This is a genomic window from Plantibacter sp. MPB07 (assembly GCF_046619465.1).
Classification (GTDB): domain Bacteria; phylum Actinomycetota; class Actinomycetes; order Actinomycetales; family Microbacteriaceae; genus Plantibacter; species Plantibacter auratus.
Genome location: NZ_CP177043.1, coordinates 637,261 through 650,846, shown reverse-complemented (window position 1 = coordinate 650,846; position 13,586 = coordinate 637,261). Strand labels below are relative to the sequence as shown.

Below are 13,586 nucleotides of genomic sequence, written 5' to 3'. Positions count from 1 at the left end.
GTGAACCCACTCGACGATCGAAGGGCCGCCGTGACCGAGACCACCATCCCCCGACCCGACACCGCCTGGTTCGACGAGGCGAGATTCGGATTGTTCCTGCATTGGGGCCTCTACGCCCTCCCGGCACGCCATGAGTGGGTGCAGACGCGGGAACACCTCTCGGCCGAACACTACGAGCGCTACCGCGAGCACTTCGACCCCGACCGGTTCGACCCCCGCGCCTGGGCCAGGCAGGCCAAGGCGGCTGGCTTCCGGTACGCGGTGCTCACGACGAAGCACCACGACGGCTTCTGCCTGTGGGATTCGGCACTCACCGACTTCACGTCCATGCACACGCCCGCCGGCCGTGACCTCGTGGCGGAGTTCGTGGAGGCCTTCCGCGCCGAGGGGCTCCGGATCGGCTTCTACCACTCGCTCATCGACTGGCATCACCCCGACTTCACGGTCGACGGCATCCACCCGCGACGCGACGACCCCGAGGCGCTCGCAGCGAACGCCGACCGTGACTGGTCCCGCTACCGGGACTACCTGCACGGCCAGGTGCGCGAGCTGCTCACCGGCTACGGCCCGATCGACTACCTCTTCTTCGACTTCAGCTACTCGCAGGGCATCGAAGGTCTGCCGGGGAAGGGCGCCGCCGACTGGGGCTCCGAGGAACTCGTCGAGATGATCCGCGGGCTGCAGCCGGAGATCCTCATCAACGACCGCCTCGAGCTCCCGGGCGACGTCACCACCCCCGAGCAGTACCAGCCCGTGGTGACACCGGTCGGTCCCGACGGCGACCCCCTCCGGTGGGAGGCCTGCCAGACCCTGAACGGCAGCTGGGGGTACGACCGCGACAACCTCGACTACAAGTCGCCGGAGCTGCTCCTGCGGATGCTCATCGATTCGGTCTCGAAGAACGGCAACATGCTGCTGAACATCGGACCGACCGCGCGCGGGACGATCGATCCTCGCGCGATCGAACGACTCGACGTCCTCGCCGACTGGTTCGCGCTCCACGAGCGGGCGATCCGAGGATGCGGCCCGTCGGAGTTCAGCAGTCCGACCGACGTCCGATACACGCAACGCGGCGACCGGCTGTACGTACACGTCTTCGCCTGGCCGTTCGTGCACCTGCACCTGCCCGGTCTCGGCGGCCGGGTGCGCTACGCGCAGCTGTTGTCGGACGGCTCCGAGGTGCCGTTCCAGGTGCATCGCCCGGAGCACGATCTGCCGAACCAGCACACCCAACCGAAGGGACTCGGTCCCGACACGGTGACCCTGCACCTGCCGATCGGTGAACCCGACACCCCGATCCCGGTCATCGAGATCTTCCTCGAGCCCGGTACGACCGGAGCAACGACGGCCTGAGGCTCCCGCAGACGACGGAACGCCCGCCCCGACGGATCGGGGCGGGCGTTCTGGCTCGGTGTCGCTGAGCGGCTGGACGAGCGGAGACTAGCGGGCGACGCTGCCGTCGACGTAGTCGTCGTCGTTCGAGGCGTTCCACGCGAAGAGCTTGCGCAGCTCGCGACCGGTGGCCTCGATCGGGTGGTCCTCGCCCTTCTTGCGCAGCTCGAGGAACTCGGGCGCGCCGGCGTCCTGGTCGTCGATGAAGCGCTTGGCGAAGGTGCCGTCCTGGATGTCCTTGAGGACCGCCTGCATGTTGGTCTTGACGCTCGGGTCGATGACGCGCGGGCCGGAGACGTAGTCGCCGTACTCAGCCGTGTCGGAGACGCTCCAACGCTGCTTGGCGATGCCACCCTCCCAGATGAGGTCGACGATGAGCTTCAGCTCGTGGAGCACCTCGAAGTAGGCGATCTGCGGCTGGTACCCGGCCTCGGTCAGGGTCTCGAAGCCGTACTGGATCAGCTGCGAGACGCCACCGCACAGGACGGCCTGCTCGCCGAAGAGGTCGGTCTCGGTCTCCTCGGTGAAGGTGGTCTTGATGCCACCGGCACGGAGGCCACCGATCGCCTTGGCGTAGGACCAGGCGAGCGCCCAGGCGCCACCGGTCTCATCCTTCTCGACGGCGACGATGACGGGGACGCCGCGGCCGGCCTCGTACTCGCGACGGACGGTGTGGCCCGGGCCCTTCGGGGCGACCATGAAGATGTCGACGCCCTCAGGAGCCTCGATGTAGCCGAAGCGGATGTTGAAGCCGTGGCCGAAGACGAGCGCCTTGCCCGGAGCGAGCTGGTCCTTGATGGACTCGGCGAAGATCGTGCGCTGGTGCTGGTCCGGAGCGAGGATGACGATGACGTCGGCCCATGCGGAGGCGTCGGCGACGTTCTTGACGGTGAAGCCCTGCTCCTCGGCCTTGGCGATCGACTTCGAGCCGTCCTTCAGGCCGACGACGACCTCGACACCGGAGTCGCGGAGGTTGAGCGCGTGTGCGTGGCCCTGCGAGCCGTAGCCGATAACGGCAACCTTCTTGCCCTGGATGAGCGACAGGTCTGCGTCCTGGTCGTAGAAAATCTCAGTCACTGGTGGTTCTCTCCTTGGTTGTGGTTTCGCAATATGCCGCAGATGCGACTAGTTCTTGAAGACGCGTTCGGTGATGGACTTCGAGCCGCGCCCGATGGCGAGGAGACCCGATTGGGCGATCTCCTTGATGCCGTAGGGCTCGAGCACCTTGAGGAGCGCGGTCGTCTTCCCGGAGTCGCCCGTGACCTCGATCACGAGGGCGTCGGTCGCCACGTCGACGACGCGGGCCCGGAACAGGTTGACGGCCTCCAACACCTGGGAACGGGTGGAGTTGTCGACGCGGACCTTGATGAGCAGGTGCTCGCGCTGGACGGACTGCGCCGGATCCAGCTCGACGATCTTGATGACGTTGATGAGCTTGTTCAGCTGCTTCGTCACCTGCTCGAGCGGAAGCTCCTCGACGTCGACGACGACCGTGATCCGGGACAGACCCTCGATCTCGCTGTGGCCGACCGCGAGGCTCTCGATGTTGAAGCCCCGGCGGGCGAACAACCCGGCGACGCGGGTCAGCAGACCGGGCTTGTCCTCGACGAGGAGGCTCAGGACGTGGCTGCTCATGCTCAGGCCTCCTCATCGAACGACGGACTGTGGTCCTTGGCGTACTGGACGTAGCTGTTGCTGACACCCTGCGGCACCATCGGCCACACCATCGCGTCGGCACTCACGACGAAGTCGATGACGACCGGACGGTCGTTCGTCTCCAGGGCGAGCTTGATGGCGGCGTCGACCTCCTCCTCCTTCGTCACGCGGATCGCGAGGCAACCGTAGGCCTCGGCCAGCTTGACGAAGTCCGGGATCCGGATGGTGTCGTGCCCGGTGTTCAGGTCGGTGTTCGAGTACCGACCGTCGTAGAAGAGCGTCTGCCACTGGCGGACCATGCCCAGTGAGGAGTTGTTGATGATCGCGACCTTGATCGGGATGTTGTTGATCGTGCAGGTCGCGAGTTCCTGGTTGGTCATCTGGAAGCAGCCGTCGCCGTCGATCGCCCACACGTGGCGATCGGGCTGGGCCACCTTGGCGCCCATGGCCGCGGGGACCGAGTAGCCCATCGTCCCGGCACCGCCGGAGTTCAGCCAGGAGTTCGGACGCTCGTACTTGATGAACTGCGCCGCCCACATCTGGTGCTGGCCGACGCCCGACGCGAAGACGCCCTCCGGACCGGTGATCTCGCCGATGCGGGAGATCACGTGCTGTGGCGAGAGCAGACCGTCGGTCGGCTCGGCGTAGCCCAGCGGGAACTCCTCGCGGAGACCGTCGAGGTAGGACCACCACTCGGCGATGTCGGGGGTGACCTCGCGGGCGGCTGCCTCGAACGCCGACTGGAGGTCGACGATGACGTCCTTCGCGTCGCCCACGATGGGGACGTCCGCGATGCGGATCTTCGAGATCTCGGCCGGGTCGACATCCACGTGGACGACCTTGGCGTTCGGCGCGAAGAGCGAGGCCTTGCCGGTCACGCGGTCGTCGAACCGCGCACCGAGCGACACGAGCAGGTCGGCCTCCTGCAGCGCGAGCACTGCCGGGACGGTGCCGTGCATGCCGGGCATGCCGAGGTGCTGCGTGTGCGAGTCGGGGAACGCCCCGCGAGCCATGAGCGTCGTCACGACCGGAGCCCCGGTCGCCTCGGCCAGCGCGAGCAGTTCCTCGGAGGCCTTGGAACGGATCACGCCGCCACCGACGTACAGCACCGGCTTCTTGGCGTTGACGAGCAGCTGCGCAGCGGCCTGGATCTGCTTGCCGTGCGCCTTCGTCACCGGACGGTAGCCGGGCAGGTCGACCTTCGGCGGCCAGATGAACGGCGCTTCAGCCTGCTGGGCGTCCTTCGTGATGTCGACCAGCACCGGTCCGGGACGGCCGGTACCCGCGATCTCGTAGGCCGCGGCGATGGCCGCCGGGACCTCCTCCGGGGTCTTGACGAGGAAGGAGTGCTTCGTGATCGGCATGGTGATGCCGACGATGTCCGCCTCCTGGAACGCGTCCGTGCCCATGAGGGTCGAGAACACCTGACCGGTGATCGCGACCATCGGCACCGAGTCCATGTAGGCGTCGGCGATCGCGGTGACGAGGTTCGTCGCGCCGGGGCCGGACGTCGCGATGCACACGCCGATCCCGCCACCGGCGGCGGCGTATCCTTCGGCCGCGTGGCCGGCACCCTGCTCGTGTCGGACCAGGATGTGACGGAGCTTCGTCGAGTCCATCAGCGGGTCGTAGGTCGGCAGGATCGCTCCGCCGGGCAGACCGAAGATGTCGGTGACCCCGAGGAGCTCGAGCGATCGGACGATCGCCTGGGCTCCCGTCAGGATCTCCGGTGCGGCCGGGGCCGCAGGTGTTCTGGGATGAGGCACGGGTTGGGATTCCGTGGGCATGATGATTCCTTCAGCGATGAGATGCACGAACGAGATGCTCGGTTATCCCGTGATCGCGCCCTCCGCTGCGGAGTGCACGAGACGAGAGTACTTTGCGAGAACGCCACGGGTATAGCGCGGGGGAAGAGGCGCCCAGCCGTCGCGGCGGGCTTCCAGCTCTGCTTCGTCGACGAGTAGGTCGAGCGAGCGGCCAGCGATATCGACCCGTATCAGATCACCATCGCGCACGAAGGCGATTGGACCTGCGTCCACCGCTTCGGGTGCTATGTGGCCGATGCACAGTCCGGTTGTGCCGCCTGAGAATCGACCGTCCGTCAACAGTAGTACATCCTTGCCGAGTCCGGCGCCCTTGATGGCGGCCGTGATCGCGAGCATCTCGCGCATCCCCGGCCCACCCTTCGGGCCCTCGTAGCGGATGATGACGACGTCGCCCTTGTTGATCTTGCCCTCGGTGAGCGCGTCCATGGCTCCGCGTTCACGTTCGAAGACCCGCGCGGGTCCTTCGAAGACCTCGGCGTCGAATCCGGCCGTCTTCACGACGGCGCCCTCGGGCGCGAAAGACCCCTTGAGGATCGTGATGCCGCCGGTCGCGTGGATCGGGTTGTCGAGCGTGCGGATGACCGTGCCGTCGATCGGGTCGGGGTTGATGTCGGCGAGGTTCTCGGCGACCGTCTTGCCGGTGACCGTGAGGCAGTCGCCGTGCAGCAGACCGGCGTCGAGCAGCGCCTTCATGACGACGGGGACGCCGCCGTGACGGTCGACGTCGTTCATGACGTACTGGCCGAACGGCTTCAGGTCGCCGATGTGCGGCACCTTGTCGCCGATGCGGTTGAAGTCGTCGAGCGTGAGGTCGACCTCGGCCTCGCGGGCGATCGCGAGCAGGTGCAGGACCACGTTCGTCGATCCGCCGAATGCCATCGCGACGGCGATGGCGTTCTCGAACGCCTCCTTCGTCAGGATGTCGCGCGCGGTGATGCCGAGTCGGAGCATGTTGACCACGGCCTCGCCCGAGCGGTGCGCGAAGTAGTCGCGACGGCGGTCGGCCGAGGGGGGCGATGCCGAGCCCGGGAGGCTCATGCCGAGCGCCTCGGCGACCGACGCCATCGTGTTGGCCGTGTACATCCCGCCGCAGGCGCCCTCGCCCGGGGCGATGGCGCACTCGATGCGCTTCAGGTCCTCTTCACTCATGTTGCCGGCTTTGCAGGCCCCGACCGCCTCGAAGGAGTCGATGATCGTGACCTCCTTCTCGGTGCCGTCGGAGAGCTTGACCCAACCCGGCGCGATCGATCCGGCGTAGAGGAAGACCGAGGAGAGGTCGAGCCGCGCGGCGGCCATGAGCATGCCCGGCAGCGACTTGTCGCAGCCGGCGAGCAGGACCGTGCCGTCGAGGCGTTCGGCCATGACCACGGTCTCGACGCTGTCGGCGATGACCTCGCGCGAGACGAGCGAGAAGTGCATGCCCTCGTGGCCCATGGAGATGCCGTCGGAGACGGAGATGGTGCCGAACTGCAGCGGGTATCCCCCGCCGGAGTGCACGCCCTCCTTGGCCCCCTGTGCGAGGCGGTCGAGCGAGAGGTTGCAGGGCGTGATCTCGTTCCACGAGCTCGCGATGCCGATCTGGGGCTTGTCCCAGTCCTCGTCGCCCATGCCGACGGCGCGGAGCATGCCGCGCGAGGTGGTCGCCTCGATCCCGTCGGTGACGGCACGACTGCGTGGTTTGATGTCGATCTCTGGCATTTTAAGAGTCTACGGCTTCCTTGTTGCTTCGATATTCCGCGAGCATGCCGAGGACGCGCGCGATCTCGGAGGGTCCTTCGACCCTGAAGTCGGCGGCGGTCACGCCGGTGCCGCTCTTCACCCCGAGGTCGCCGGGGCCGAGTGCGCCGAACGCGTCCTCGTCCGTGACGTCGTCGCCCGCGTAGAACACGGCATCTGCTTTGGTGTACCGCCGGAGGTGTTCGACGGCTTCGCCCTTGGTCGCGCTCCTGAGCGAGAACTCGAGGACGTTCTTGCCCTCTCGAACCGTCAGGGCGCCGAACTCGTCCTTGGTGTGGGCGAGTGCTTCGAGGTGGGCGATCCTGGAGTCTTCTTCACTGGCGAGCCTCGTGTGCAGGGCGAACCCTGCCGGCTTCCGCTCGATCCAGACATTATCGTAACCCTCCGCGACGTCCTGGAGGATCCGTTGGAGGGTCTCCCGCTGTTCGCGCTCCTCATCGTCGAGGGCGAGGGCGTCGTCGGGGTTGTCGAGACGGATCTCGACGCCGTGCGAGCCGGCGAACAGGGCGTGGTCTGGCAGCTCGGCCACCGCCACGAGACTGTCGATCGCACGCCCGGACACGAGTGCGACGCGCGTCCCTGGCAGGTCCATCAGCGCCAACACGGCCTTGCGGGCCGCGGGCAGCGCCCGCGCCTGGTCCGGGTCGTCGACCTCGGGGGCCAGCGTGCCGTCGAAGTCCAGGGCCACCAGGAGCTTCGGGACGTCGGCCAGGCGGCGGAGTTCCGCACGCAGTCCGAGGGGAAGCCCCCCGAGGGTGTCGGTGGGCTCGTCGGTGGTGCTCATGACTGGGTGGTGCTCCCCTGCTCGATGGTCGGTGACTGGTCACGCACACGCTGCAACTCGTCGAGGAAGGACGCCGACCACCGCGCGACGTCGTACTCCATGACGCGCTTGCGCAGCGCCCGCATGCGACGACCACGCTCGGCCTTCGTCATGTGCACGGCCTGGAGGATCGCCGACTTCATCCCCTCGATGTCGTGCGGGTTGATCTTGAGGGCCTGCTTCAGCTCGTCGGACGCGCCGGCGAACTCGCTCAGCACGAGGACGCCGTCGTTGTCGTAGCGAGCGGCGACGTACTCCTTCGCGACGAGGTTCATGCCGTCGCGCAGGGCTGTGACGAGCATGACGTCGGCGGCGAGGTAGAGGGCAGCCATCTCCTCGCGGGGGTACCCGTGGTGCAGGTACTGGATCGCGGTGTGGCCGATGGTGCCGAAGTCGCCGTTGATCCGGCCGACCGTCTGCTCGATGTCGTCGCGGAGCTGACGGTACGTCTCGACGCGTTCGCGGCTGGGGCTGGCGACCTGGACGAGCGTGACGTCCTCGACCGCGAGCTTGCCCTGCGCGAGGAGCTCTCCGAAGGCCTTGAGTCGGTGCCCGATGCCCTTCGTGTAGTCGAGGCGGTCGACGCCGAGCATGATCGTCTCCGGGTTGCCGAGCTCCTCGCGGATCTGCTTGGCACGGGCGATGATGTCGGGGCGTTGCGCGAGGGCCTGGTACCCCTTGCTGTCGATCGAGATCGGGAAGTGCCGGGCGATCACCGTGCGGTACGGGGCGCCACGCTTCGAGGCGACCGGTGCCGCGTCCGTCGTGACCGACACGAGTGCCGCATCGAGCGGGACCTGGATCGCGGCCCCCTTCGTCTCGTACCCGAACAGGCGGCGGACCGCCCGGGAGAAGTTGCCCGCGTCCGCGACGCGCTGGAAGCCGATGACGTCGGCGCCGAGCAGTCCCTCGATGATCTGGCGTCGCCATGGGAGCTGCGAGTAGATGCCGTAGGCCGGGAACGGGATGTGGTTGAAGAAGCCGATCGTGAGATCGGGTCGCAGCTCACGCAGCATCTTCGGCACGAGCTGCAGCTGGTAGTCCTGCACCCAGACGGTCCCGCCGTCGGACGCGGCCGCTGCGGCCGCCTCCGCGAACCGTCGGTTCACGGCGACGTAGGAGTCCCACCACTCGCGGTGGTAGCTCGGCGGAGCGATGACGTCGTGGTAGAGCGGCCAGATGGTGTCGTTCGAGAAGCCCTCGTAGTAGCGGGCGATCTCGTCCTCGGACAGCGGGACCGGGATGATCCACATGTCGTCGTTGTCGAACGGCTCGATCTCGAGGTCGGCGGAGCCGGCCCATCCGATCCAGGCGCCGTCGGCACCGCGCATGACGGGTTCGAGGGCGGTCACGAGTCCACCGGGTGAGGTCCGCCAGCTCTCGGCGCCGTCTGCATCGACGACGCGATCGACCGGCAGCCGGTTGGATACCACGATGAAGTCGAAGGTCGACGCTGATCCGCCGTCAGGCGCGGAATATCTGGTGATGATGGCCCTCCCGGGGTACTCGGGTTCGCTGTTCAGGCTAGCAGCGTTCCGCATGGCGAAACCGCGTGTTCAGACGGCGAGCATATGCTTGCGCTGATGATCCGCCATGGCATGAGCACCTCCTGCGTCTACCCGCTGGGAACCCGGCGCGCGTTCGAGTTGGCCGCCGAAGCCGGCTACGACGGCGTCGAGGTCATGGTGACCCAGGACCGCGTCACGCAGGACGCCGACGCCCTCCGCGCCCTCGCCGCCGAGACCGGGCTCGACATCCTGTCGATCCACGCGCCGGTCCTGACCCGGACCGCGTTCGTCTGGGGCCGCGACCATCGGGAGAAGCTCCGCCGCTCGGCCGAGCTCGCCGCCGCCGTCGGCGCGTCGACCGTCGTCGTCCACCCGCCGTTCCGCTGGCAGCGGCGCTACGCGCACGCCTTCGTCGACCTCGTCGCCGAGCTGAGCGAGACGCACGGACTCGAGCTGGCCGTCGAGAACATGGCGTGCTTCCAGAGCCGCGGGCTCCGGGTGCAGCCGTTCGCCTTCGGCTACGACCCGGCCCCGCTCGCCTGCGCCGCCCTGACGCTCGACTTCTCCCATGCGGCCCTCGCGGGTGAGGACTCGCTCGAGATCGCGACCCGCTACGGCGGCCGCCTCCGCCACGTGCACCTGTGCGACGGGACCGCACCGTCGCCGCGGGGTGCCTTCCTCGACGAGCACCTCCTCCCGGGCGACGGTGAGCAGCCGGTCGCCGAGGTCCTCGAGCTGCTGCGCGCGGCGGACTGGTCGGGAAGCATCGTCGCGGAGGTGCACCTGCCCGCGACGGGTGGCGACGCGCTCCGCCTCAGCCAGCTGCGCGCCTCACTGGCCTTCGCGAAGCGTGCATTCGCTAGCACAGGCGAGAACCCGAAGGAAAGCCCGGATGCGGGGGGCCTCCCCTACCGGCTAGCGTGAAGTCATGCGCAAATTCCTCTTCAACGGCAGCATGATCTCCACGGTCTTCGGCGGGATCTCCGCCCTCCAGGCGACCCGACAGGGACCGCGGGACTGGAAGCTCGCCCTCCTCTGGGTGAGCTGGGGCATCTCGCTCGCCCTCGCGATCAGCTCGGTGCTCGACGACAGCAAGCAGGCTGAGATCGGCCGCTGAGGTCGCGCCGACCGCGCTACCACGAGCGCCCGGAGAACCCGAGAATTGGGGCGCTCACCCGCGTGTCTCCGCGTCGTTCCGCGCCTCGTGATCGACAATGAAGGCAGTCCAGCCTCACGGATGATCCGCTTTCGATGAAGGGCCCGCCATGTTCGGTCGCCGACGCCACGCAGCACCAGTCTCCGCATCGAAGCTGACCGAGAAGCAGCTGTTCGACCTCGTCCACGCTCGACTGGCGAGCGAGCTCGGTGCCAACGGTGCCTGGGTGCTGTCGCGCCGCACCCCGAGCTCCGGCGATGAGATCTTCCACGAGGTCTACGCCCAGCAGCTCGCCCACGACATCGCGACGGACATCGACCTCGAGCAGGCTGCGGTGACGGTCCGTGCCGAGGCCGCTCCTGCGCGCGGATGGCGGCTCTGGTCTCGTGGCCAGGAGGAGTCCGCGGTCGATGTCGCCGACGAGGTCGAGACCGTCGAGGTCATCGAGCCGGCCGTCGTCGAGGAACCTGCCGCCATCACCGAGACGATCGACGCGCCGTCCGAGGCGCAGACCGATGCCGCGGCTGACGACACTGAGCCGACGCTCGTCGAGCGAACCCTCCTCGAGCCGCAGCACTACCCCATCACCGTCTGGGCCGAACCCGAGTTCATCGACGCGAGCCTCGTCAACCCGGTGCCGGCGCGCCGCAGCTCGGTCGCCTGACCGGCCACGCACGTCGACAACGGCCGTCCACTCCGGTGGACGGCCGTTTCGTCGTACCGGGCCGTTGAGCGGGCATGACGCCTCATCGAACCCGAATCGATGAGGCGTCACGGCGCTGGTGGGCACGAATGCCCGACCGTCGCTCTGCTCCGCACGGTGGGGTGACCACGCGGAGGCTTTCGTCGGCAAGGGCAGGACCCGATCCCGCCATGCTGCCGACCCTTCCAGGGTCTCATGCCCGCGCTCTACTCGGTTCCGATGACGCGAATCGGACGGGAGCTGTCGCGAAACGTCACCGGAGCGTTTCGTCGGGCCGTAAGCCCGAACGCGAGTCGAGCCGAAACGCAGAACGGCCCCGTCCGAGACGAGGCCGTTGCTGGTGTGGTGCACCCCCCCGGACTTGAACCGGGAACCCACTGATTAAGAGTCAGTTGCTCTGCCAATTGAGCTAGAGGTGCGTGGTTTCGGAGTGTTCCGAACCGAGATATGACACTAGCACCCAACTGGCCCGGGTGCGAAATCGAGCCGGTCGGCGTGTCGCGGCGGCACGTCGCCGACCCCACGAGCGTCGTTCGATCCGGCCCGCGCGACCCTATCCTGGAGAGGTGACCGAACCCGTGACCGTCTCCCCCGCCGACCTCGATCTCGCGCTCCGGCTCGCCGACGCGGCCGACCGCATCGCGATGGACCGCTTCGAGGCCCGAGACCTCGAGGTCTCCACCAAGCCGGACCGCTCGCACGTCACCGACGCCGACCTCGCCGTCGAACGCGCCATCCGCGGCATCCTCGAGACCGAGCGCCCGGACGACGGCGTGTTCGGCGAGGAGTACGGCGCGCAGGGCCCGACGGATCGGCAGTGGATCGTCGACCCGATCGACGGGACGGCGAACTTCCTCCGCGGCGTCTCGAACTGGGCGACACTCATCTCCCTCGCCGTCGACGGCGTACCTGTCGTCGGCGTCGTGAGCGCACCCGCCATGCACGCCCGCTGGTGGGGTGCCATCGGACACGGCGCGTGGGGCGTCCGGTTCGGCGAGACCACCCCACGCCGGCTGTCCGTCTCGGGGGTCTCCGACCTCGCCGACGCGTCCTTCAGCTTCCAGAGCATCGCGCAGTGGGCCTCGGTCGGGCGGATCCCCCAGCTGCTGGCCCTGTGCGGCTCCCTGTGGCGCGATCGGGCCATCGGTGACATGTGGCCCTACATGCTGCTCGCTGAGGGCTCGATCGACGCCGTGGCCGAATTCGGCGTGCAGGAGTACGACCTGGGCGCCCACGTGCCGATCGTCCTCGAGGCCGGCGGCCGCTTCACGGACATCGACGGCATCGAGACCATCTCCACGCGCAGCTCCCTCGCGACGAACGGGCGCCTGCACGACGCCTTCCTCGCCGAGCTGCCACCCGTCGGCTGACACGAGCGCACGGCACCGCGCAAGCCCGCCGAGCGGGATCCGACCGCGTCGTAGCCTGGGCAAATGGTACGACTGAGGCGCAGCGACGTGAACGGACAGGGCATCCGACGGGTTCGATCCGGGCGCGGTTTCAGTTATCGAATGCCGGACGGTTCGCTCCTCGACGATCAGGAGATCCGGGCACGGATCGACGGCCTGGTGGTCCCTCCGGCGTGGAACGACGTCTGGATCACCCCCTACGCGAACGGGCACATCCAGGCGACGGGGATCGATGCAGCCGGGCGACGGCAGTACCTCTACCACCCGTCCTGGCGCGAGCGTCAGGACCGGAGCAAGTTCGACCGCGCCCTTGCCCTCGCAGAGGCGCTCCCTGCCGCGCGAGGTCGGGTCACCCGGGACCTCCGGCTCGAGGGATACCCGCTGGCACGGGTGTCAGCCGGCGCGTTCCGCATGCTCGACACCGGCTCCCTGCGCGTGGGCGGCGAGCAGTATGCGGAGGCCAACGGCAGTCACGGCCTGTCGACCCTCGAGGGAGCGCACGCTCGTGTGAGCGGCGACACCGTCGCGCTGAAGTTCCCGGCGAAGAGCGGACAGCCTTGGGAGTCCGACATCGTCGACGCCGATCTGGCCTCGCTCATCCGCTCCTTGAAGCGCCGTGGACCGCACGCCCGCCTCCTGGCCTGGAAGGACGGGAACCGGTGGCGCCACCTCCAGGCGAGCCAGATCAACGACTACGTCCGGGCGCAGACGAACGGCGAGTTCACCGCGAAGGACTTCCGGACGCTGCACGGCACCGTCGCGGCCGCGGAGAGCCTGGCGAAGGCCGGACCCGTGCAGAGTAAGACGGCACGCTCGAAGGTCATCGCACAGGCCATGCGCGACGCCGCAGCGGTCCTCGGCAACACCCCGGCGATCGCGAAGTCCAGCTACGTCGACCCGCGGGTCGTCGATCGCTATACGCACGGCGAGACGATCCCTCCGGACGGTCGCGGCTCACCGGAGACGGCGCTCCGTGTCCTGCTCGTGGGGACGGACGAATCGTCCTAGCCGTGGTCCTGGTCGTGGGACTCGGTGCCCGCGTCGCGCGACGCCCCGTTCCCCGCGAGGTGCCCCTCGACCTCGGACTCCGGGATGAGCTGTAGCCCTCGCGGGGTGTGCGATGAATCCGAGAGGACCTCGAGCCACGCGCGGTTGAGTTCCGGCGGGCGGCTCCCGAAGAAGCGGAACTGCAGCGGGATGCTCGGGGACAACCAGAGCGACCGTCGTCCCGAACCGTGTTCGGGATCGTTCGCCCAGCTGAGGAAGAAACTCTCCTGTCGGCGCAGCTTCGCCCCGATGACGGCCTTCAGGTGCGCGAGCGCGCGGTCTTCGATCTCGTACTCGTCGCCGGCCCCGTAGATGAGCATTCCCATGGG

13 protein-coding genes and 1 tRNA gene are annotated in these 13,586 nt (G+C 68.2%); 6 read left to right on the top strand and 8 right to left on the bottom strand.

The genetic code is table 11. The features are described from left to right. The first annotated feature begins 30 nt into the window (after window positions 1–30). Complete coding sequence (locus ACLIME_RS03090; protein WP_240043916.1) at window positions 31–1,353, top strand: alpha-L-fucosidase; 1,323 nt, start codon at window positions 31–33, stop codon at window positions 1,351–1,353. A gap of 87 nt (window positions 1,354–1,440) precedes the next feature. Here the strand turns inward: ACLIME_RS03090 and ilvC are convergent, their stop codons facing one another. From ilvC to otsA, 6 genes are read right to left on the bottom strand one after another with little or no spacing between them, the layout of a single operon-like run. After that, window positions 1,441–2,469, bottom strand: a complete 1,029-nt coding sequence (gene ilvC / locus ACLIME_RS03085) for a ketol-acid reductoisomerase (protein ID WP_064296249.1) — start codon at window positions 2,467–2,469, stop codon at window positions 1,441–1,443. 48 nt (window positions 2,470–2,517) lie between these two features. After that, entirely contained in the window at window positions 2,518–3,027 is a 510-nt protein-coding gene (gene ilvN, locus ACLIME_RS03080; RefSeq protein ID WP_064296248.1) for an acetolactate synthase small subunit, read from the bottom strand. A 2-nt stretch (window positions 3,028–3,029) separates the two neighbouring features. Continuing rightward, window positions 3,030–4,835 carry an acetolactate synthase large subunit gene (locus ACLIME_RS03075; RefSeq protein WP_085510581.1) on the bottom strand — a complete coding sequence of 602 codons (1,806 nt, stop codon included), beginning with the start codon at window positions 4,833–4,835 and terminating at the stop codon, window positions 3,030–3,032. A 42-nt stretch (window positions 4,836–4,877) separates the two neighbouring features. Then, window positions 4,878–6,572: a dihydroxy-acid dehydratase gene (ilvD, locus tag ACLIME_RS03070; RefSeq protein WP_064296246.1), complete on the bottom strand. Its 1,695-nt coding sequence runs from the start codon at window positions 6,570–6,572 to the stop codon at window positions 4,878–4,880. Window position 6,573: 1 nt separating this feature from the next. Next, the gene (otsB, locus tag ACLIME_RS03065; protein WP_079705605.1) at window positions 6,574–7,395 is read right to left on the bottom strand and encodes a trehalose-phosphatase; all 822 of its coding nucleotides are present in this window, start codon (window positions 7,393–7,395) and stop codon (window positions 6,574–6,576) included. Then, entirely contained in the window at window positions 7,392–8,975 is a 1,584-nt protein-coding gene (gene otsA, locus ACLIME_RS03060; RefSeq protein WP_079705604.1) for an alpha,alpha-trehalose-phosphate synthase (UDP-forming), read from the bottom strand. The genes otsB and otsA overlap by 4 nt, the downstream gene beginning before the upstream one ends. A gap of 57 nt (window positions 8,976–9,032) precedes the next feature. On the opposite strand from otsA, the gene ACLIME_RS03055 reads away from it, so the two are divergent. From ACLIME_RS03055 to ACLIME_RS03045, 3 genes are all read left to right on the top strand, one after another. Further along, a complete protein-coding gene (locus ACLIME_RS03055; protein WP_241160861.1) occupies window positions 9,033–9,866 on the top strand; it encodes a sugar phosphate isomerase/epimerase family protein in 834 nt (277 codons plus the stop codon). A 4-nt stretch (window positions 9,867–9,870) separates the two neighbouring features. Further along, window positions 9,871–10,059, top strand: coding sequence for a hypothetical protein (locus ACLIME_RS03050; RefSeq protein ID WP_079705603.1), 189 nt, complete (start codon window positions 9,871–9,873; stop codon window positions 10,057–10,059). A 148-nt stretch (window positions 10,060–10,207) separates the two neighbouring features. Then, window positions 10,208–10,762, top strand: coding sequence for a hypothetical protein (locus tag ACLIME_RS03045; protein ID WP_411558169.1), 555 nt, complete (start codon window positions 10,208–10,210; stop codon window positions 10,760–10,762). Window positions 10,763–11,144: 382 nt separating this feature from the next. On the opposite strand, the gene ACLIME_RS03040 is transcribed toward ACLIME_RS03045, so the two are convergent. After that, a tRNA-Lys gene (locus tag ACLIME_RS03040) sits at window positions 11,145–11,220 on the bottom strand. 147 nt (window positions 11,221–11,367) lie between these two features. On the opposite strand from ACLIME_RS03040, the gene ACLIME_RS03035 reads away from it, so the two are divergent. Together ACLIME_RS03035 and ACLIME_RS03030 are read left to right on the top strand one after the other, a co-directional pair. Then, a complete protein-coding gene (locus ACLIME_RS03035) occupies window positions 11,368–12,171 on the top strand; it encodes an inositol monophosphatase family protein (protein ID WP_241160860.1) in 804 nt (267 codons plus the stop codon). A 63-nt stretch (window positions 12,172–12,234) separates the two neighbouring features. Continuing rightward, entirely contained in the window at window positions 12,235–13,218 is a 984-nt protein-coding gene (locus tag ACLIME_RS03030) for a DNA topoisomerase IB (protein WP_079706267.1), read from the top strand. Here the strand turns inward: ACLIME_RS03030 and ACLIME_RS03025 are convergent. Then, window positions 13,215–13,583: a hypothetical protein gene (locus tag ACLIME_RS03025; protein ID WP_411558168.1), complete on the bottom strand. Its 369-nt coding sequence runs from the start codon at window positions 13,581–13,583 to the stop codon at window positions 13,215–13,217. The two genes, ACLIME_RS03030 and ACLIME_RS03025, sit on opposite strands and share 4 nt — an antisense overlap. Window positions 13,584–13,586 lie beyond the last annotated feature (3 nt).

Excerpts from the sequence above, each read along its gene's own strand:
- ACLIME_RS03055 (WP_241160861.1), top strand. The coding sequence starts at position 9,033 with ATGAGCACCTCCTGCGTCTACCCGCTGGGAACCCGGCGCGCGTTCGAG.
- ACLIME_RS03045 (WP_411558169.1), top strand. The coding sequence starts at position 10,208 with ATGTTCGGTCGCCGACGCCACGCAGCACCAGTCTCCGCATCGAAGCTG.
- otsA (WP_079705604.1), bottom strand. The coding sequence starts at position 8,975 with ATGCGGAACGCTGCTAGCCTGAACAGCGAACCCGAGTACCCCGGGAGG.
- ACLIME_RS03075 (WP_085510581.1), bottom strand. The coding sequence starts at position 4,835 with ATGCCCACGGAATCCCAACCCGTGCCTCATCCCAGAACACCTGCGGCC.
- ilvD (WP_064296246.1), bottom strand. The coding sequence starts at position 6,572 with ATGCCAGAGATCGACATCAAACCACGCAGTCGTGCCGTCACCGACGGG.
- ACLIME_RS03025 (WP_411558168.1), bottom strand. The coding sequence starts at position 13,583 with ATGGGAATGCTCATCTACGGGGCCGGCGACGAGTACGAGATCGAAGAC.
- ilvN (WP_064296248.1), bottom strand. The coding sequence starts at position 3,027 with ATGAGCAGCCACGTCCTGAGCCTCCTCGTCGAGGACAAGCCCGGTCTG.
- ACLIME_RS03030 (WP_079706267.1), top strand. The coding sequence starts at position 12,235 with ATGGTACGACTGAGGCGCAGCGACGTGAACGGACAGGGCATCCGACGG.
- ACLIME_RS03050 (WP_079705603.1), top strand. The coding sequence starts at position 9,871 with ATGCGCAAATTCCTCTTCAACGGCAGCATGATCTCCACGGTCTTCGGC.
- otsB (WP_079705605.1), bottom strand. The coding sequence starts at position 7,395 with ATGAGCACCACCGACGAGCCCACCGACACCCTCGGGGGGCTTCCCCTC.